Origin of the sequence: Rhodococcus shunpengi, assembly GCF_048381395.1 — a bacterium.
In the GTDB taxonomy this organism is placed as follows: domain Bacteria; phylum Actinomycetota; class Actinomycetes; order Mycobacteriales; family Mycobacteriaceae; genus Rhodococcus.
On record NZ_JBLWIU010000028.1, the window covers coordinates 24,992 to 42,796 of the forward strand.

The window sequence follows — 17,805 nt, forward strand, 5'->3', positions numbered from 1 at the left end:
CCCCGCATACGAGTTCGCGGCCGGGCGGTCGCGCGCCGGAAGGGTCAGGAGGGGCGGGAGCGAGGGGTGAGCAGAGCGAGGACCTGGCGGCCGAGCCGGATCGGGTCGACGGGATGACGCAGCGCCACCTCGGCGCCCGACCAGCGGGCCAGCCATTCGTCGTCGGCCCGGGCGATCAACACGATGATCGGTGGGCACGAGTCGAGTTCGTCCTCGAGTTGCTTCGCGAGACCCATGCCGCCGGCGGGGGCGGCCTCACCGTCGAGCACGGCGAGTGCGATGTCGCCGGCGTGCATGCGTTCGACGACGACCGGCGGTGTCGCGACCTCGACGTAGTCGAGGGGAGGCAGATCCGGGTGCAGGCGGGTACCGAGGGCATCACGAACCTGTTGCCGCACGGTCGCATCGTCGCTGTAGACGAGGATGCGCAGCGAGTCGGTCACGGGCAAGATGCTAACCGAGCACACCCGCCCGTCCGGGGAACCCGCGTGTCGCGGTGGCGCCGCGACATCGGCGGGCCGGGACGAGCTCAGGATCCGCTACCGAGCGGATGCCACCGCTCGCGGATCTCGGGACGGATGGCCGCCTCCGCCTCGTCGTCGTGGATGATCGAGGCGGGCGCGATCATCAGGTGCGCCAGTACGATGCATGCGCCGGTGAGCATGGCGAATGCGGCACCGATCAGATACGACCCGGTGAACACCGCAGCCAGGAATCCGATCGTGAGCATTCCCGTGAGCGCGATGATCGCGAGAATCCGCCGATTCGAGCGTGGCACCGAATCGGACCTCTTGTCCGTGGATGCAACCATGAGCATCTCCGTTCCTCCCCGGAACGACGCATCCCGTACCCCCGCATCCACTCATCGTTCCCGGTCGACGAATCGTCGGTGATGAGCGAACCCCCGCGGTGGCCGAGTGCGGCCGTCCCCTCTCCCGCTCGGGCCGTGAGCGGTTTCGATAACAGAATACTATCAAATGTGACATCCGTCTCGTGATCTGTTTGTGGGACATCACGAAGTTGGGGACCGCCCCGAAATCTGTCGGTAACCCGCCGCCCGGCCGGAAGGTTAGGCTCACCTCTCGACATGGCCCCCATCACTGAGAGGTACTCATGAAATTCCGATCCCAGCGCCGCGGGCCGCGCGCGGTAGTCGTACTCGTCGCCGCCGCCGTCGCGCTCACCGCGTGCTCGGCCGGCAGTGGCGACGACTCGAACGGCTCTCCGACAGGCGACTTCGAACCCGTCGCGATCGAGCACGCACTGGGCACCGCCGAGATCGACGCGCAGCCCCAGAGGGTCGTGACGCTCGGGATGGGCTCGGCCGAGACGGCGATCGCCCTCGGCGTCACCCCGGTGGGGATGGAGGAATATCCCTGGGGCAGCGACGAAACGGGATACCTGCCCTGGATCCACGAGGAACTGACCGAACGCGGCGAGCCGCTGCCCGAGCAGTTCACCGGCGGCACCGAGGTGGACGTCGAGGCGATCGCCCGACTCGCTCCGGATGTCATCCTCGCGCCGTGGTCCGGGATCACGCAGGAGCAGTACGACCTGCTGTCGGCGATCGCTCCGACCGTCGCCTATCCCGAACTGCCGTGGACGATCACCTGGCAGGACCAGATCGAGACCATCGGCACCGCGCTCGGCAAGCACGACGAATCACTGGATCTGATCACCGGGATCGAGGACACCTTCGAACGCACCGCGGCCGCGCACCCCGAATACGCCGGCGTGACGTTCTCCTATATCTACAACACCGGCCCCGGCACGCTGGGCGTGTTCATGCCCGACGAGCAGCGCGTGGCGATGGTTCGCGGACTCGGGCTGACGGTCGACCCGGTCGCGAACACTCTCGAGGAGACCGAGGGCACCGACTCGGCGGTCATCGGGCTCGAGAACGCCGGACTGCTGAAGGACTCGGATCTGATCTTCACGTTCTATTCCGACCCGGCGAACCGCGCGGAGATCGAATCGCAGCCCGTCTACCAGCAGATTCCGGCGATTGCGCGCGGGTCGCTCGTCGCGCCGGAGGAACAGCCGTTCGTCACGGGATCGTCGATGATCAATCCGCTCACCGTGCCGTGGTCGATCGACCGCTACGTCCCGCTCGTCGACGAGGCGATCGCGAAGCTCGACCGCTGAGCCGGACGCACCGGTGGTGCGCCCGGCTCTCGGGCGTCACCGCCGGTGCGCGAGCCTGCGGACCATCAGATCACCGATCGACTGCATGATCTGCACCATCACGATGAGGACGACCACCGCGAGCAACAGCACCGGCGTGTTGAACCGCTGGTAGCCGTAGACGATCGCGAAGTCGCCGAGACCGCCACCACCGATGACACCGGCCATGGCCGAATAGCCCACCAGCAGCACGAGGGTGAGGGTGGCACCGGCGATCAGCGGGGACAGCGCTTCGGGCAACAGCACCTTGCGCACGATCTGCGCGTTGGTGGCTCCCATCGCTTGGGCCGCCTCGACCCGGCCCCGCGGCACCTCCCGCAGAGCGGATTCGACGATCCGGCCGAAGAACGGGATGGCACCGATGGTCAACGGCACGATCGCCGCGGTCGGCCCGATCGCGGTACCCACGATGAAGCGGGTGAACCCGATCAGCGCGATCAGCAGGATGAGGAAGGGAAGCGACCGGAACAGGTTGACAATCACGCCGAGGACGGTGTTGAGCGTCCTGCGGGGCCACAGCCCGGACGGTGACGTCAACTGCAACACGATCCCGACCAGCACACCACCGACGACGGTGAGCACGAAGGACACCGCAACCATGTAGAGCGTCTCGAGGGTGGCTTCCCACACCTCCGGGAAGGCGTCGTACCACTGCAGTTTGTTCATCGCGCCTGCACCGTCATTCCGTGAGTCCCTCCAGTTCGGCTTCCGTCCCCCACGCCAGGCTCAGATACGGGCGTTCGGCCACGAAGCCCTCGATGAGTGCCCGCTCGGTGCCCGCCGTGAACCGCAGGCGCATCCGGCCCACGGTGACGCTGCCGACCTGTTCGACCCGGCCACCGACCACAGCGATGTCGGCGTCGATCGCGCGGATCATCTCCGCGAGCCACGGACCGTGCGCGGCATCACCGATCGCGGTGACCAGAGCCGTGTCGGCACCAGAACCCGTCGACGGGTCGGTGCCGACCGGGACGAGCGCATGCCCGAGCGCCGACTCGGGATCGGCGACGAGATCGACGATCCGGCCCGTCTCGACCACCTGTCCGGCATCGAGCCGAGCGGCCGAGCTGCAGATCCGGCGCAGCACCCCGAGTTCGTGGGTGATCACCACGACCGTGACACCGAGTCGTCTGTTCACCTCGGCGACCAGATCGAGGACCTGATCGGTGGTGTCCGGGTCCAGGGCGCTCGTCGCCTCGTCGCACAGCAGCACCTCGGGTTCTGCGGCGAGTGCGCGGGCGATGCCCACGCGCTGCTGCTGACCACCGGACAACTGCGAGGGGTAGCTCTCCCCCTTTCCGGCCAGGCCGACGAGATCGAGCAGCTCGAGCGCCCGCGTGCGGCGCTGTTCCTTGCCGATCCCGGCCACTTCGAGGGGGAACTCGACGTTCCGGATCACGGTGCGCGAGTGCAGCAGGTTGAACTGCTGGAAGACCGTCCCGATCCGTCGACGGGCCGCGCGCAGTTCCGCACCGGACAGGGTCGACAGGTCGTCCTTACCGAGCAGGATCCGTCCCGAGGTGGGCCGCTCGAGCAGGTTCAGGCAGCGCAGCAGCGTGGACTTGCCGGATCCGGACGGACCCACGATGCCGTAGATCTCGCCGTCCGGGATCTCGAGCGACACCCCTCGCAGCGCCGCGACCTCCCCGGAGCGTCCGGCTCCGGGGAAGGTCTTGACGAGGTTCTCGACGACGATCATCAGTTCGTCGGGTGGACCGGCAGCACGGCGCCGGAGTAGGTCTCCTCGATCCAGGCAGCCGTCTCGGGCGACTCGAGGGCCTCGGCCAGGGCGGTCACGGCCGGGTCGTTCTCGTTCTCGGCCCGCACGACGAGCAGGTTGGAGAAGGGGTTGTCCTCGACCTCTTCGGTGACGATGGCGTCCTCGGCCGGGTTCAGGCCGGCTTCGAGCGCATAGTTGGAATTGATCACGGCGGCGGTGATCTGTGCGTCGTCGAGCTGACGGGCGAGCTGCGGACGCTCGATGCCGACCAGGTTGAGGTTCTTCGGGTTGGCGGTGATGTTCGATTCGGTGACCACCGACAGGTCGGCCTCCTCGAACGGCACGTCCATCTCGAGCAGACCGGCCGATTCGAGCAGGTACAGCGCGCGGGCGTAGTTGGTGGTGTCGCGCGGCACGGCGACGGTGTCGCCGTCCTTCAACTCGTCGAGCGAGGCGATCTTGTTCGAGTAGAGCCCGATGGGCTCGAGATGCACGTCGGCGACGGCGACGAGGTCGTCGACACCCTTCTGTTTCTGCCAATCCGTCAGGTAGGGCTCGTGCTGGAAGAAGTTCGCGTCGACGTCGCCGGCCTCGAGCAGTTCGTTGGGATCGACCTCACCGGTGATCTCGACGATGTCGAGTTCGTAGTCGCCCAGCGCCCCGGTGCTCACGATCTGGTCGAGGATCTCGACGTGCGGGGTGGACGACGCCGAGATCCGGAGGGTGGTGTCGTCCCCTTCGGACGACGAGCAGGCCGCGAGGCCCGCAGCGAGGGTGAGCGCGGCGGACGCGACGACGATACGACGCAGTGACATCGGGTGGATACCTTCCGTTGGAAATGCGGGGACGTTGGACATGCGGGACGGACAGATCGATTATCGGGGTGCGGCGAAGCGGGCGAGGAGATCCGCGTGAAAACGCTCCGCCACGTTCGGGTGTGCCCGCAGGCGGGACTTGAGTGCGTTGAGGCCGTAGACGGCGTGCAGCGTGCCGCCGTGCGCGTCGGGGCCCACGCCACGGGCGACCGCGGCGAGGTCCGCAGGCAGCTCCACCGGCGGGAGTTCGCGGTCGAGACCGGGATTGAGGAAGAAGGGCAGCGACACGCGGTCGGTGCCCGCCGGGGGCGGCAGCACGCGGTGGACGGTCGCCTGGAGGTAACCGCCGGTGGCGACCTCGAGGAGTTCGCCGATGTTGACGATGAAATGCCCTGGGAGCGGGTCGATGTCGACCCACCGGCCGTCGCCTTCGACCTGGAATCCGGTGCTGCCGGGTTCGGGGTAGAGCAACGTGAGCGCGCCGACGTCCTTGTGGCTGCCGACTCCCTGATCGGTGACCGAGCGGTCGTGGCCGGGATACCGTGCGATCTTCAGCAGCGGGTCGGGATCGGCGAAGGCATCCTCGAAGTGATCGGCGGGGGCGCCGAGGGACTCGGCCCATGCGCCGAGCAGTCGGCGCCCGACGTCGCCGGCCTCGTCGATCCAGCGCAGGGCCAGTTCACGCAGTCGGGGGACCTGCTCGGGCCACAGATTGGGGCCGTGCAGCACCTCCCAGGGGCGGTCGGGGTCGATCTCGGCGACGGCGTCGCGTTCCGGGCCGATGTCGAGTTGTTCGCGCCAGTCGACGTAGCCCTGGGTGCGTTCGCCGCCGACACGGGTGTAGCCGCGGAAGTGGGGTGAGCGGATGTTCTCGATCGCGAGCTTGTCCGCCTCGGGGAGGGCGAAGAACTCGCGGGCCGCCGCGACGAGTTCGTCGGCGAGCGCGGGATCGATCCCGTGACCGGCGAGATGGAAGAACCCGATCTCGTGGGTGGCCTCCCGGAGACGATCGAGCAGGGCGTTGCGCGTTGTTTCGTCGCCGTCGAGATCGGACAGATCGATGACGGGCAATACCGCCGAATCGGACATGATGTGCCTTTCGAACCGCATCGGATGCGAGGAATTCCCGGTCACCGCCGGATCGTCGGTCACAGCGGACTCAGGGGAATCGTGAGAGCAGTGCGAGAAGCCCCGGACAGGGGGCGATCAGCGGCAACGACAACACGCAGGAGCCACGGCGCGTCGAGCGCGTGTGCTCACAGTCTGCGTGTGGGTGTTGCCCATGTTCTCCTCCGATGAGGTCGCATGCGACCTTCGACGACAGTGCCACGACGTGGTCCTGATCAAGGCTAATCGCCTCCGCGACCACCCGGCAAATCACCCTGGATCGACGATTCGACACCATTGACAGCATGCTGCTTTTTTGCCAGTATGCTGTCATGACCGAAACAGTTCACATCGCCGTGTACGACACCCTGGCGGACTGGGAGATCGGATACGTCACGCCGCACATCGCAGATCCGGAATGGCAGCGCAGTCCCGGCCGGTATCGCGTCCGCACGGTCGGAGCCACGCCGGAACCGGTCACGACGAAGGGCGGACTCCGCATCCTCCCCGACACCGTGCTCGCGGACGTGACGCCGGAGAACAGCGCGATGCTGATCCTCGCGGGCAACGACATCTGGCCGACCGACGCCTACGCCCCCTTCGTCGACAAGACCCGGCAGTTCCTCGACGCCGGCGTTCCGGTGGCTGCGATCTGCGGCGCGACCGGGGCGCTCGCGGCAGCCGGCCTGCTCGACGAGCGACCGCACACGAGCAACGCTCTCGAATTCCTGCAGGGCATCGGCTACGGGGGCGCCGATCTGTATCGGGACGAACCCGCGGTCACGGACGGTGATCTCATCACCGCGAGCGGCATCGCCCCCGTCGACTTCGCCCGCGCGATCCTCGCCCGCCTCGACATCTACGAACCGCGCGTGCTCGACGCCTGGTACGCCCTCTACGGCGAGCGCGACCCGCGCGGCTACTACGAGCTCATGTCCTCCGGCTCGTGACAGAACCGAACGCGGCCGAGCAGCACCCGGCCGAGGCCGAACTGCTCAGCGCGGCCGCACTGACGGCCTTCCGGCTCAACGGCCAGTTTCTCGCGCTGGCCGAGACCCTGGCGCGTCCGGTGGGCCTGACCGCGGCCTGGTGGCAGGTCCTCGGCGCGGTCTCCCCCGCTCCGCTGCCGGTGTCCGCGATCGCCCGCGAGATGGGCATCACCCGGCAGAGCGTGCAGCGCATCGCCGATCTCCTCGTCGACAAGGGCCTGGCGGAGTACCGCCCCAATCCGGCGCACCGTCGCGCCAAGCTCGTCGCGATGACACCGGCCGGCCGCGACGCGATCCGTGCCATCGGCCCCGCCCACACCGACGCCGCGCGGGCACTGTGCGAGGAGACCGGATCCGAGAACCTGGCGCGGATCGTGGAGGGCATGCGCGCGTTGTCGGCCGCCCTCGACCGATCGGCCGATCAGCTCCCCGATGGACGACGCGGCGGGAAGTGACGGATGAGCCCTTCCTGCACGACGGTGGCGACGAGTTCGCCCTCGATGGTGAAGTAGCGGCCCGTCGCCATCCCGCGAGAACCGGCTGCCACCGGGGATTCCGTGGCGTACAGGTGCCATTCGTCGAAGCGGAGCGGACGGTGGAACCAGATCGAATGGTTGACCGTCGCAGCTACGATCCGGTCGAGTCCCCACGAGAGGCCGTGCGTGGTGAGGATCGAGTCGAGGACGGTCGTGTCGGACGCGTAGGCCAGCGTGGCGACGTGGAGCAGCGGAGCGTCGGGTAGTTGCCCGTCGGCGCGCATCCACACGCGGTTGTGGCCGAGCTTCTCCCCCGTTCCCCGCAACACCCAGGCGGGGTCGTTGGCGTACCGCATGTCGATCGGCTTGAGTGCGCCGACGAAATGCGGCAACTGCTCCTCGAAGCCACGCAGACGTTCGCCGATCGGCGGAAGTGCTTCGGGCAGCGGAACATCGGGAACGGTCACCGAGTGCTCGAGGCCCTTGCCCCACCGCTGGAAGGCGGCGAGCATGACGAACAGTTCCTGGTCGTCCTGGTACGCGGTGACCATCCTGTTCGCGAAGTCGCGGCCGTCGCGGTGGGTGACGACGTGGTAGTCGATGGGCCGCTTGACGTCGCCGCCCCGGATGAAATGGGCGTTGATCGCGTGCACGGGTCGATCACCGACGGTGCGCCCGGCCGCGATGAGCGCCTGCGCGACGAGTTGACCGCCGAAGGTGCGGCTGCCGACCTGTGCGGGATGACCGCCACGGAAGACGTTCTCCTCGACCTGCTCCAGGTCGAGCAGTCCGAGGAGAACGTCGAGATCCGTTGTGTCCGACAGTGTCACCGGGTGTCTTTCTCACCCAACCGGTGCACGTGGATGAGGTTGGTCGAACCCGAGCGTCCCGGAGGCGCTCCGGCGACGATCACCACGAGGTCGCCGCGCTGGTACCGGCCCAGCGACAGCAACGCCGCGTCGACCTGTTCGACCATCTGGTCGGTGGTGTCGACCGGCTCGACCGAGAAGGTCTCGGTGCCCCACGTCAGCGCCAGCTGGTTACGGATGTGCGGGACGGGCGTGAACGCGAGCAGCGGCAGCGGGGTGTGCAGCCGCGCGAGTCGTCGCACGGTGTCGCCCGACTGGGTGAACGCGACGAGCGCCTTGGCGTCGAGACGCTCGCCGATGTCGCGGGCGGCGTACGAGATGACACCGCGCTTGGTGCGCGGAACGTGCGTCAGCGCAGGTACTTCCGTCGAATCCGACTCGACGGCGGCGATGATGCGCGCCATCGTGCGGACCGTTTCGACGGGGAACTTGCCGACGGAGGTCTCACCCGAGAGCATCACGGCGTCGGTGCCGTCGAGCACGGCGTTGGCCACGTCGGAGGCCTCGGCGCGGGTGGGACGCGAGTTCTCGATCATCGATTCGAGCATCTGCGTCGCGACGATGACGGGCTTGGCGTTCTCGCGTGCGATCTGGATCGCGCGCTTCTGCACGAGTGGTACTTCCTCGAGCGGAAGTTCGACGCCGAGGTCGCCGCGCGCCACCATGACCGCGTCGAAGGCGAGGACCACGGCCTCGAGATTCTCGACGGCCTCGGGCTTCTCGAGCTTGGCGATCACCGGCACGTGCCGCCCGACGCGGTCCATGACCTCGTGAACGAGTTCGACGTCGGCCGGTGACCGCACGAACGACAGGGCGATGAAGTCGACACCGAGGCGCAGGGCGAACTCGAGATCCTCGATGTCCTTCTCCGACATGGCCGGAACGGAGACGTTCATCCCCGGCAGGGAGACACCCTTGTTGTTGCTGACGGGTCCGCCCTCGATGACGCGGCAGACGACGTCGTTGCCCTCGACCGCCTCGACGACGAGACCGACCTTGCCGTCGTCGACGAGCAACCGGTCGCCGGCGACGGCGTCCTGGGCGAGTTCCTTGTAGGTGGTCGAGACGCGGTCGTGGTCTCCGACCACGTCGTCGACGGTGATGCGGACCACTTCACCGTGTTCCCACACGGTGCGGTCCTCGGCGAATCGTCCGAGCCGGATCTTCGGCCCCTGGAGATCGGCGAGGATGCCGACGGCGTGCCCGGAGGCCTCCGACGCAGCGCGGACCCGGTTGTAGTGGCCCTCGTGGTCGGCGTGTTCACCGTGGCTGAAATTCAGGCGGGCGACGTCCATTCCGGCGTCGACGAGATTCCGCAGGACATCGGGGTCGGCGGTGGCCGGCCCCATAGTGCAAACGATCTTGGTGCGTCGGGTCACGCTTCGAGCCTAGCCTCCGAGCCTGCGACCCTCCATCCCAGCACCCCGGTGCGTGTCGCCGGGGTGCCGATGGGACGGAGACGTCGGGATGTCACGGACGGAGCTGGCGTCCGTTCTTGTCACGGACCTTGCCGGTGAGCATGAGGATGCCGTCGATCAGCGGCCAGATGCCCCCGATACCGCAGGTGAGCCACGTGACGGCGATCTGCGCGACCGCCGTACCCGGCTGGTCGAGATAGAAACGTCCGGCACCGAAGGCGCCGAGCAGGATCTCCAGCACACCTGCGGTGACCTTGCTCTTGTCGGAGTACGGCTCGCCGGTGTAGGGATCGCGCCCGAAGGGCGCTGCGGCGTCGCGACCGTACGGGTTCGACGGGTCGGGGTAGCCGTAGGCGGGCATCACCCCGTAGCCGGGCGGCGGACCGTATCCCTGTCCGCTCTGCGGCGGCGGACCGTAACCCTGCCCGCCCTGCGGCGGCGGACCGTAACCCGGCTGCTGCGATCCCTGCGGACCGGTGTACCGGCCCTGCGACGGGTCCTGCTGCGGGGACCCGATCGGGTAGTGCGGATCGGGTGTCCCGTAGACCGGTCCGGTGCCGGTCTCGGGCCGGCCCTGATGCTCGCCGTAAGGGTAGTCGCCCGGGGACGGATAGTCGGACTCGTGCTCGGCCGGTGGCGGGTAGCTGGGCGTGGTCCCCCAACCCGGTCCGTTGCCGACACCCGAGTAGGTGTCCCATCCCGGTCCCGGAGTGCCGGTGGAACCACCGAGGGAGTCGAGGGTGGGCGGTTGAGCGGACAACGAGGCCTGCGCGGTGGCGTCGTAATCGAACGCGCGTCCGAGATCGGGAGGCGGGGTGTGCTCGCTCTCCGAGGACCGCTCCGGCGTGTCGGCGCCGGAGGCGGACTCGCTCCGCTTCGTCAGGTCGGGCTTGGCAGGCTCCGTCGTGTCGGGCTCCGGCTTGGCAGGCTCCGGCTTGGCAGGCTCCGAATCGGATGCTCCCGAAGTTCCCGGGTCCTGTGTGGTCACGAGTGATCCCCTTTGCTGTCTCCGGACGTCGCTTCGTCGACTCTACCGGCGGCGGACGACGAGCTGTCCGACTCGACGCCCGTCCCGCCCTCGCCCTGTGCGGCCGGCTCTCCCCCGGCGCCCGCGGCGGCGGGGTTCAGCGACGCGGGGTCCTCGCGGCCCTTGCGGGCGAGGACGAAGTAGGCGACCGCGAGCACGAACACGATGCCCGAGGTGAACGAGTTGATCCGGATACCCGCGATCTGGGTCGCCGCGTCGGTGCGCATGAGCTCGATCCAGAACCGGCCCGCGCAGTACCCGGCCACGTAGAGGGCGAACAGGCGTCCGTGGCCGATCGTGAACTTCCGGTCGACGAACACCAGCAGCAGCACGACGGCGAGGTTCCACAGCAGCTCGTAGAGGAAGGTCGGGTGCACGACGAAGGCCACCTCGCCGGTGGACACGCCGTCGACCAACCCGGGCGCGACCTGCCCCGCGTCGTTGCGCCGTTCGTAGATCTCGAGTCCCCACGCCACCGTGGTCTCGCGACCGTAGAGTTCCTGGTTGAACCAGTTGCCGAGGCGTCCGATGGCCTGCGCCAGCAGGATCGCCGGGGCGAGAGCGTCCCCGAAGGCCGGCAGCGGGATCCCCCGCCGACGGCACCCGATCCACGCACCGAGCGCACCGAAGGCGACCGCACCCCAGATGCCGAGGCCGCCCTCCCAGATCTTCAGGGCGTCGACGGGGTCGTTGCCGTCTCCGAAGTACTTCTGCCAGTCGGTGGCGACGTGGTAGAGCCGCCCACCGATCAGGCCGAAGGGCACCGCCCACACGGCGATGTCGAGGACGGTGCCGGCCTGTCCGCCGCGTGCGACCCAGCGGCGGTCGCCCCACCAGATCGCCACGACGATCCCGACGATGATGCACAGGGCGTAGGCGCGGAGGGCGAAGGGTCCGAGATACCAGACGCCCTGCGGCGGACTCGGCAGATAGGCCAGAACAGAGGCAGTGGATGTCACGAGTGCACGTTAGCGGAGCGAACGCCCTTCGCGAGATCCCGAGTCAGTGCGAGCAACGCGTCGTGTCCCTCGGCCACGGCGGAGACCAGCGCGGAGCCGACGATCACGCCGTCTGCGTAGCCCGCGATCTCCGCGGCCTGGGCACCGTTGCGCACACCGAGGCCGACACCGACCGGGATCTCGGAGTGCGTGCGCACCCGGGCGACGATCTCCGGCGCGCGGTTGTCGACGCTGTCGCGGGCGCCGGTGACACCCATGGTCGAGGTGGCGTAGACGAAGCCGCGGCACTTGTCGAGGGTGGTCGCGAGGCGCTCGTTGGTCGACGACGGTGCGACCAGGAAGATCCTGCCGAGTCCGTACTTGTCGGCCGCGGCAATCCATTCCTCCGCTTCGTCCGGGACGAGGTCGGGGGTGATGATGCCGAGTCCACCCGCGGCCGCGAGGTCACGGGCGAAGTTCTCGACGCCGTACTTGAGCACGAGGTTCCAGTAGGTCATCACGACCGCGGCGCCACCGGCGGCGGTGATCGCCTCGACGGCCGGGAAGACGTCGCGGACCCGGACGCCGTTGGCGATCGCCTCGAACGCCGCGTTCTGGATGGTGGTGCCGTCCATGACCGGGTCGCTGTAGGGGATGCCGACCTCGATGAGATCGCAGCCGCCCTCGACGAGGGTCTTCATCGCCTCGACGGAACGCTCGACGGTGGGATAGCCGACCGGCAGGTAGCCGACCAGTGCGGCGCGGTTCTCGGCACGGCAGGTCGCGAAGATCTCGGTCAGGCGTTCGTGCGGGGCGCTCACTGTGCTGCTCCTTCGGTGCCGGTCCGGTCGGCGGACTCGTCGGTCGGCAGGTAGCCGAACCACTTGGCGGCGGTGTCGACGTCCTTGTCCCCGCGGCCGGAGAGGTTGACCAGGACGATGGCGCCCTTGCCGAGCTCGGGGCCGAGCCTGACGGCACCGGCGACGGCGTGTGCCGACTCGATGGCGGGGATGATGCCCTCGGTGCGGCACAGCAGCGCGAAGGCCTCCATGGCCTCACTGTCGGTGACGGCGCGGTACTCGGCCCGGCCGGTGTCGGCGAGCCAGGCATGTTCGGGGCCGACGCCGGGATAGTCGAGACCGGCGGAGATCGAATGCGATTCGATGGTCTGGCCGTCCTCGTTCTGCAGCAGATACGAGAACGCGCCGTGCAGGGCACCGTGGGTGCCGCCGCCGATGGTGGCGGCGTGCCGTCCGGTCTCCACCCCGTCTCCCCCGGCCTCGCAGCCGACGAGCTTGACGGACGGGTCGTCGATGAACGGGTGGAAGATGCCGATCGCGTTCGATCCGCCACCGACGCAGGCGACGACGGCATCGGGCAGACGACCGGTGAGCTCTCGGATCTGGGCGCGCGCTTCGAGGCCGATGATGCGCTGGAAGTCGCGGACCATCGCCGGGAAGGGATGCGGGCCGGCGGCGGTGCCGAAGCAGTAGTAGGTGTTGTCGGCGTTGGTGACCCAGTCGCGCATCGCCTCGTTGATCGCGTCCTTGAGGGTGCGCGATCCGGTCTTGGCGGCGATGACCTCGGAGCCGAGCAGACGCATGCGCGCGACGTTGAGGGCCTGCCGTTCGGTATCGACCTCGCCCATGTAGACGCGGCATTCGAGACCGAGCAGCGCGCATGCGGTGGCGGTGGCGACGCCGTGCTGGCCGGCGCCGGTCTCGGCGATCACGCGGGTCTTACCCATGCGCTTGGCGAGCAGTACCTGCCCGAGCACGTTGTTGATCTTGTGTGAGCCGGTGTGGTTGAGATCCTCGCGCTTGAGGAAGATGCGCGCTCCGCCGGCGTGTTCGCTCAGGCGGGTGGCCTCGTAGACCGGAGACGGGCGTCCGGTGTAGTCGCGCTGCAGGCGGTCGAGTTCGGCCAGGAAGCCGGGATCGACGCGTTCCTTCTCGTAGGCAGCGGTGACCTCCTCGATCACCGCCATGAGCGCCTCGGGCACATAGCGGCCACCGAAGACTCCGAAATGGCCGCGGACGTCGGGTTCGTGCGCGGTCGGAGTGGCGAGGGCTTCGCTCATCGAAGGAAGCCCTCGGCCCTTGGCGGAAAGTGCGGAATCGTCTGCAGTCACGCGTCCAGTCTGCCCCACCACGCGACGCGGATCACGTGGGGGTCCGGACCGGCCGGGACGGTCAGCGTGCGGGCTTGGGGCACGACGGATGCGTGCCCACCGTCACCAGTTCGGCGACTGCCTGGCGCGGATCCCCACTGGTCACCAGTCCCTCTCCGACGAGCACCGCGTCGGCGCCCGCGCCCGCGTACGCGAGCAGATCGGCCGGGCCGCGAACACCCGACTCGGCGATCTTGAGCACGTTGCTGGGCAGGCCCGGCGCAATGCGCGAGAAGGTCGTCTTGTCGACCTCGAGGGTCTTGAGGTTGCGGGCGTTGATCCCGATGACGGTGGCGCCGGCTTCGAGGGCGCGGTCGGCCTCCTCTTCGGTGTGCGCCTCGACCAGCGCGGTCATGCCGAGCGACTCGACGCGGTCGATCAGCGCCGTCAGCACGGTCTGCTCGAGTGCCGCGACGATGAGGAGCACGATGTCGGCTCCGTGTGCCCGCGCCTCGTGGATCTGGTAGGGACCGACCACGAAGTCCTTGCGCAGCACGGGAATGCGGACAGCGCGACGGACTGCGTCGAGATCGGCGAGGCTGCCGTGGAATCGGCGTTCCTCCGTGAGAACGCTGATGGCGCGAGCGCCTCCGGACTCGTACGCTGCAGCGAGCTCGGCGGGATCGGCGATGTCGGCGAGAGCACCCTTCGAGGGGCTGGCACGCTTGACCTCGGCGATGACCGCGATGCCCGGTTCGCGCAGCGCGGCCTTGGCGTCGATCGGCGGGGGTGCGGCCGCGGCCGCAGCCTTGACGGAGGCGAGATCGAGGGCCGCCTCACGGGCGGCGACGTCTGCTCGCACTCCTTCGAGAATCGAATCGAGAACTGTCATCGTGGCTCGAGTCCTTTCCCACCCTGCTCAATCCCGATGTGATCAAGCTCATCGGATCTGTCTAGAAGAGTAGTGAAGTGGTTTACAGCGGTCACCGGCGGGTGTCCGTATCACCCTCGCCACCGTCGTCCGTGGGATCCTCACCTGCATCCAGCGCGTCCCACAGACCGCGTTCGGACAGGGGTTCGTCGTTCTCGGCGCGCCGGGCGACCGCCTCGCGACGTGCTGCCGGGGCGTCGTATTTCGACGACAGTCCGGCCGCCTCGCGCGGGGTGCGCCACAGCGTCACCGCCGCAGCGAGGGCCGCGACGGCGCCGACGATCGCGAGGACGGCCGGCAGCGGATAGGTCTGGACGGCGGTCACGGTCGCGCGGTCGGGCAGCGCGGCGACACCGGCCGCGGTCTCGGGGTCTGCGTCGCCGGTGAGCAACCGGACGGCGGGGATCGCGGCCGCGACGGCGACGACCGCGACCACGAGCGAGACGAGACGCAGCGCGAGGCCACGCACCGCGAAGACGGCGGCGACCGCCGCGAGCAGCACGAGAGCGAGCGGGGTCAGTGCCGCCGCCCAGCGGCCACCCTCGAGGTCGTCGACGCGGTCGATCCCGAGTCCGTCGGACGAGACGGCGGTGACCCACGACATCCGGCTCGATGCCCACAACAGGGCTGCACCGACCCCGAGCAGCAGGGCGGCGATCACGGTCGGCCGGCGCCGGCGTCCGGTGGTGGGGCCGGCGTCCGGCGTCTCCGCGGTCACCGTGCGTCACCGCCGTAGGTGGTGAGGGTGGACGCGGCGGCCACTGCGGCGAGGGCGGACATGGCCTTGTTGCGGGCCTCGGTGTCCTCGGCCTCCGGATCGGAGTCGGCGACGATGCCGGCACCCGCCTGCACGTAGGCGACGCCGTCCTTGACGAGCGCGGAGCGGATCGCGATGGCGGTGTCGGCGTCGCCCGCGAAGTCGAGATAGCCGACGATGCCGCCGTAGATACCGCGGCGGGTGGGTTCGAGTTCCTCGATCAGTTCCATCGCGCGCACCTTCGGCGCCCCCGACAGGGTCCCGGCGGGGAAACACGCCGTGACGGCGTCGAGGGCGTGCTTGCCCTCCGCGAGTCGCCCGGTGACCGTGGAGACGAGGTGCATCACGTGGCTGTACCGCTCGATGTGGCGGTAGTCGTGCACCTCGACGGTGCCCGGCGTGCACACCCGGCCGAGATCGTTGCGGCCGAGATCGACGAGCATGAGGTGCTCGGCGTTCTCCTTCTCGTCGTGGACGAGGTCCTTCTCGAGCAGGATGTCCTCCTCCTCGTTCGCGCCGCGCCACCGGGTCCCGGCGATGGGATGGGTGGTGGCCACCCCGTCCGAGACCGTCACGAGCGCCTCCGGGCTCGATCCGACGATCGAGAAGGCCGTCTCGCCGTCCGGGCCGGGGATGTGGAGCAGGAACATGTACGGGCTGGGGTTGGAGGCGCGGAGCATCCGGTAGACGTCGATCGGCTCTGCGTCGCAGTCGATCTCGAAACGCTGCGAGAGCACCACCTGGAAGGCCTCACCGGCCTCGATGTCGCCGATCAGTTTGCGGACGTCCGTGCAGAACGACTCGGTGGTGCGCTGACGGCGGTAGTCGGGTTCGGGCCGCGAGTAGGTCGCGACGGTGGCCGGCGCGGGCGCGGCGAGCGCCGCGGTCATCCGATCGAGGCGGGCGACGGCGTCGTCGTAGGCCTCGTCGACGCGCTCGTCGGAGCCGTCCCAGTTCACGGCGTTGGCGATGAGCCAGATCATGCCCTCGTGGTGGTCGACGGCCGCGAGGTCGGTGGCCAGCAGCATCACCATCTCGGGGATCTGCAGATCGTCCTCGGCGAGCGTCGGCAGCTTCTCGAGATGACGGACGACGTCGTAGCCGAGATAACCGACCATGCCGCTGGTGAGGGGCGGCAGTCCGTGGATGCGATCGGTGTGGAGCAACTGGAGGGTCTCCCCGAGGACGTCGACGGGGTTGCCACCCGTGGGCGCGCCGGCCGGGACGTTGCCGTACCAGGCGGCGTCGCCGTCGACGACGGTCAGCGCTGCCGGGCTCCCGGCGCCGATGAACGACCACCGCGACCACGACCGGCCGTTCTCCGCCGACTCGAGCAGGAAGGTCCCGGGGCGGTCGGCCGCGAGCTTGCGGTAGGCCGACAGCGGGGTCTCCGCGTCCGCGAGCACCTTGCGGGTCACCGGGACCACGCGGTGCTCGGCGGCCAGCTGGCGGAACTGCTCGCGGGTGGTCGTCGAATCGGAACGGCCGCCACCCGAGGAGTCGGTGGTGGCTGCGGGAATGGTGGTGGGCTCGCCGGACATGGGCCCCATCATCCCAGGGACCTCGTCCGGCTCTGCAGCCGCCGTCAGGCGACCTGGAACGAGCGCTTGGCCAGGCCCATCCAGAAGCCGTCGACGACCTGGTCGATGCCGCGGCCGGGAGCGTCGGAGGCACCGAGGGTGACGAACAGTGGGGCGAAGTGCTCGACCGTCGGATGCGCGTAGGGCATGCCCGGTGCGCGGTGCCGGAAGTCGAGCAGCGCGTCGACGTCGCCGCGCGCGAGCTGCTCGGCGGTCCAGTGGTCGAACTCCGCGGACCAGCCCGGTGCGGGCGCCTCGGGGCGCGGGTCGCGCAGGAAGGGCAGACCGTGCGTGGTGAATCCGGAACCGATGATGAGCACACCCTGCTCGCGCAGCGGCCGCAGTCGTGTGCCCAGGTGCAGCAGGCGTTCCGGATCCAGTGTGGGTAAGGAGATCTGCAGCACCGGGATGTCGGCATCCGGGTACATGACGGTCAGCGGCACGTAGGCACCGTGGTCGAGTCCGCGGTGGGGTTGCTGCACGACCGGTTCGTCGTCGGGCATCAGTGCCGCGACCTGCCGGGCCAGTTCGGGCGCGCCGGGGCTGGTGTAGGTCACCTCGTAGAAACGGCGCGGGAATCCCCCGAAGTCGTACACGAGCGGGGTGCCGGTGGTCGTCGAACCGATGGTCAGCGGAGCGGATTCCCAGTGCGCCGAGACCACGAGGATCGCTGTGGGTCGCGGCAGGTCGGCTGCCCAGCGCTGCAGCTGTGACACCCACAGTTCGCTGTCGACGAGCGGCGGGGCGCCGTGACTGAGGTACAGGGCGGGCGTGGTCGCGGAATCGATGGTCATGACATCCCCTCAAGTTGAAGCTTCAAGTATCATAGAGGAGAACCCGTCGCGCGGCCATGCTCATTCCCCGGCCGGGTGCGACAGCGAGAC

Annotated in this window: 19 protein-coding genes; 3 read left to right on the forward strand and 16 right to left on the reverse strand. The window is 68.9% G+C overall.

The window, feature by feature from the left end:
• Positions 1-44: 44 nt before the first annotated feature.
• Both ACNJ7K_RS16050 and ACNJ7K_RS16055 read right to left on the reverse strand, forming a co-directional pair.
• Positions 45-449 (reverse strand): response regulator, encoded by a 405-nt coding sequence (locus tag ACNJ7K_RS16050; protein WP_080678464.1) that lies wholly within the window; start codon positions 447-449, stop codon positions 45-47.
• 80 nt (positions 450-529) lie between these two features.
• Positions 530-811, reverse strand: coding sequence for a hypothetical protein (locus ACNJ7K_RS16055; protein ID WP_455408932.1), 282 nt, complete (start codon positions 809-811; stop codon positions 530-532).
• Positions 812-1,113: 302 nt separating this feature from the next.
• On the opposite strand from ACNJ7K_RS16055, the gene ACNJ7K_RS16060 reads away from it, so the two are divergent.
• Positions 1,114-2,145 (forward strand): iron-siderophore ABC transporter substrate-binding protein, encoded by a 1,032-nt coding sequence (locus ACNJ7K_RS16060; protein ID WP_487041918.1) that lies wholly within the window; start codon positions 1,114-1,116, stop codon positions 2,143-2,145.
• Positions 2,146-2,181: 36 nt separating this feature from the next.
• Here ACNJ7K_RS16060 and ACNJ7K_RS16065 read toward each other — a convergent pair whose 3' ends face one another.
• From ACNJ7K_RS16065 to ACNJ7K_RS16080, 4 genes are read right to left on the reverse strand one after another with little or no spacing between them, the layout of a single operon-like run.
• On the reverse strand, positions 2,182-2,850 hold the full coding sequence (locus tag ACNJ7K_RS16065; protein WP_016696053.1) for a methionine ABC transporter permease: 669 nt from the start codon (positions 2,848-2,850) through the stop codon (positions 2,182-2,184).
• Between the two features lie 13 nt (positions 2,851-2,863).
• Positions 2,864-3,883, reverse strand: a complete 1,020-nt coding sequence (locus ACNJ7K_RS16070; protein ID WP_120283110.1) for a methionine ABC transporter ATP-binding protein — start codon at positions 3,881-3,883, stop codon at positions 2,864-2,866.
• A complete protein-coding gene (locus tag ACNJ7K_RS16075; RefSeq protein WP_016696051.1) occupies positions 3,883-4,719 on the reverse strand; it encodes a MetQ/NlpA family ABC transporter substrate-binding protein in 837 nt (278 codons plus the stop codon). Before ACNJ7K_RS16075 ends, ACNJ7K_RS16070 begins: the two co-directional genes overlap by 1 nt.
• A gap of 60 nt (positions 4,720-4,779) precedes the next feature.
• Complete coding sequence (locus ACNJ7K_RS16080) at positions 4,780-5,808, reverse strand: isopenicillin N synthase family dioxygenase (protein ID WP_372473822.1); 1,029 nt, start codon at positions 5,806-5,808, stop codon at positions 4,780-4,782.
• A 350-nt stretch (positions 5,809-6,158) separates the two neighbouring features.
• On the opposite strand from ACNJ7K_RS16080, the gene ACNJ7K_RS16085 reads away from it, so the two are divergent.
• Positions 6,159-6,776, forward strand: a complete 618-nt coding sequence (locus ACNJ7K_RS16085; protein WP_268653831.1) for a DJ-1/PfpI family protein — start codon at positions 6,159-6,161, stop codon at positions 6,774-6,776.
• A complete protein-coding gene (locus ACNJ7K_RS16090) occupies positions 6,773-7,270 on the forward strand; it encodes a MarR family winged helix-turn-helix transcriptional regulator (RefSeq protein ID WP_120283117.1) in 498 nt (165 codons plus the stop codon). The genes ACNJ7K_RS16085 and ACNJ7K_RS16090 overlap by 4 nt, the downstream gene beginning before the upstream one ends.
• On the opposite strand, the gene ACNJ7K_RS16095 is transcribed toward ACNJ7K_RS16090, so the two are convergent.
• The 10 genes from ACNJ7K_RS16095 to ACNJ7K_RS16140 form a co-directional block, all read right to left on the reverse strand.
• Positions 7,237-8,121, reverse strand: a complete 885-nt coding sequence (locus ACNJ7K_RS16095) for an acyl-CoA thioesterase II (RefSeq protein WP_060652880.1) — start codon at positions 8,119-8,121, stop codon at positions 7,237-7,239. The genes ACNJ7K_RS16090 and ACNJ7K_RS16095 overlap by 34 nt on opposite strands.
• Positions 8,118-9,539 (reverse strand): pyruvate kinase, encoded by a 1,422-nt coding sequence (pyk, locus tag ACNJ7K_RS16100; protein WP_060652879.1) that lies wholly within the window; start codon positions 9,537-9,539, stop codon positions 8,118-8,120. The genes ACNJ7K_RS16095 and pyk overlap by 4 nt, the downstream gene beginning before the upstream one ends.
• A 91-nt stretch (positions 9,540-9,630) precedes the next feature.
• The gene (locus ACNJ7K_RS16105) at positions 9,631-10,566 is read right to left on the reverse strand and encodes a TM2 domain-containing protein (protein ID WP_487041919.1); all 936 of its coding nucleotides are present in this window, start codon (positions 10,564-10,566) and stop codon (positions 9,631-9,633) included.
• Complete coding sequence (gene lgt, locus ACNJ7K_RS16110) at positions 10,563-11,564, reverse strand: prolipoprotein diacylglyceryl transferase (RefSeq protein ID WP_159418088.1); 1,002 nt, start codon at positions 11,562-11,564, stop codon at positions 10,563-10,565. The genes ACNJ7K_RS16105 and lgt overlap by 4 nt, the downstream gene beginning before the upstream one ends.
• Entirely contained in the window at positions 11,561-12,364 is an 804-nt protein-coding gene (gene trpA / locus ACNJ7K_RS16115) for a tryptophan synthase subunit alpha (protein ID WP_060652878.1), read from the reverse strand. The genes lgt and trpA overlap by 4 nt, the downstream gene beginning before the upstream one ends.
• Positions 12,361-13,623, reverse strand: coding sequence for a tryptophan synthase subunit beta (trpB, locus tag ACNJ7K_RS16120; RefSeq protein ID WP_088898416.1), 1,263 nt, complete (start codon positions 13,621-13,623; stop codon positions 12,361-12,363). The genes trpA and trpB overlap by 4 nt, the downstream gene beginning before the upstream one ends.
• A gap of 112 nt (positions 13,624-13,735) precedes the next feature.
• Entirely contained in the window at positions 13,736-14,545 is an 810-nt protein-coding gene (gene trpC, locus ACNJ7K_RS16125) for an indole-3-glycerol phosphate synthase TrpC (RefSeq protein WP_016696041.1), read from the reverse strand.
• Positions 14,546-14,636: 91 nt separating this feature from the next.
• On the reverse strand, positions 14,637-15,302 hold the full coding sequence (locus tag ACNJ7K_RS16130) for a TIGR02234 family membrane protein (RefSeq protein WP_487041920.1): 666 nt from the start codon (positions 15,300-15,302) through the stop codon (positions 14,637-14,639).
• Complete coding sequence (locus tag ACNJ7K_RS16135) at positions 15,299-16,882, reverse strand: anthranilate synthase component I (RefSeq protein WP_024101208.1); 1,584 nt, start codon at positions 16,880-16,882, stop codon at positions 15,299-15,301. The genes ACNJ7K_RS16130 and ACNJ7K_RS16135 overlap by 4 nt, the downstream gene beginning before the upstream one ends.
• A gap of 44 nt (positions 16,883-16,926) precedes the next feature.
• Entirely contained in the window at positions 16,927-17,715 is a 789-nt protein-coding gene (locus tag ACNJ7K_RS16140; protein ID WP_159418086.1) for a dioxygenase family protein, read from the reverse strand.
• Positions 17,716-17,805: the final 90 nt, after the last annotated feature.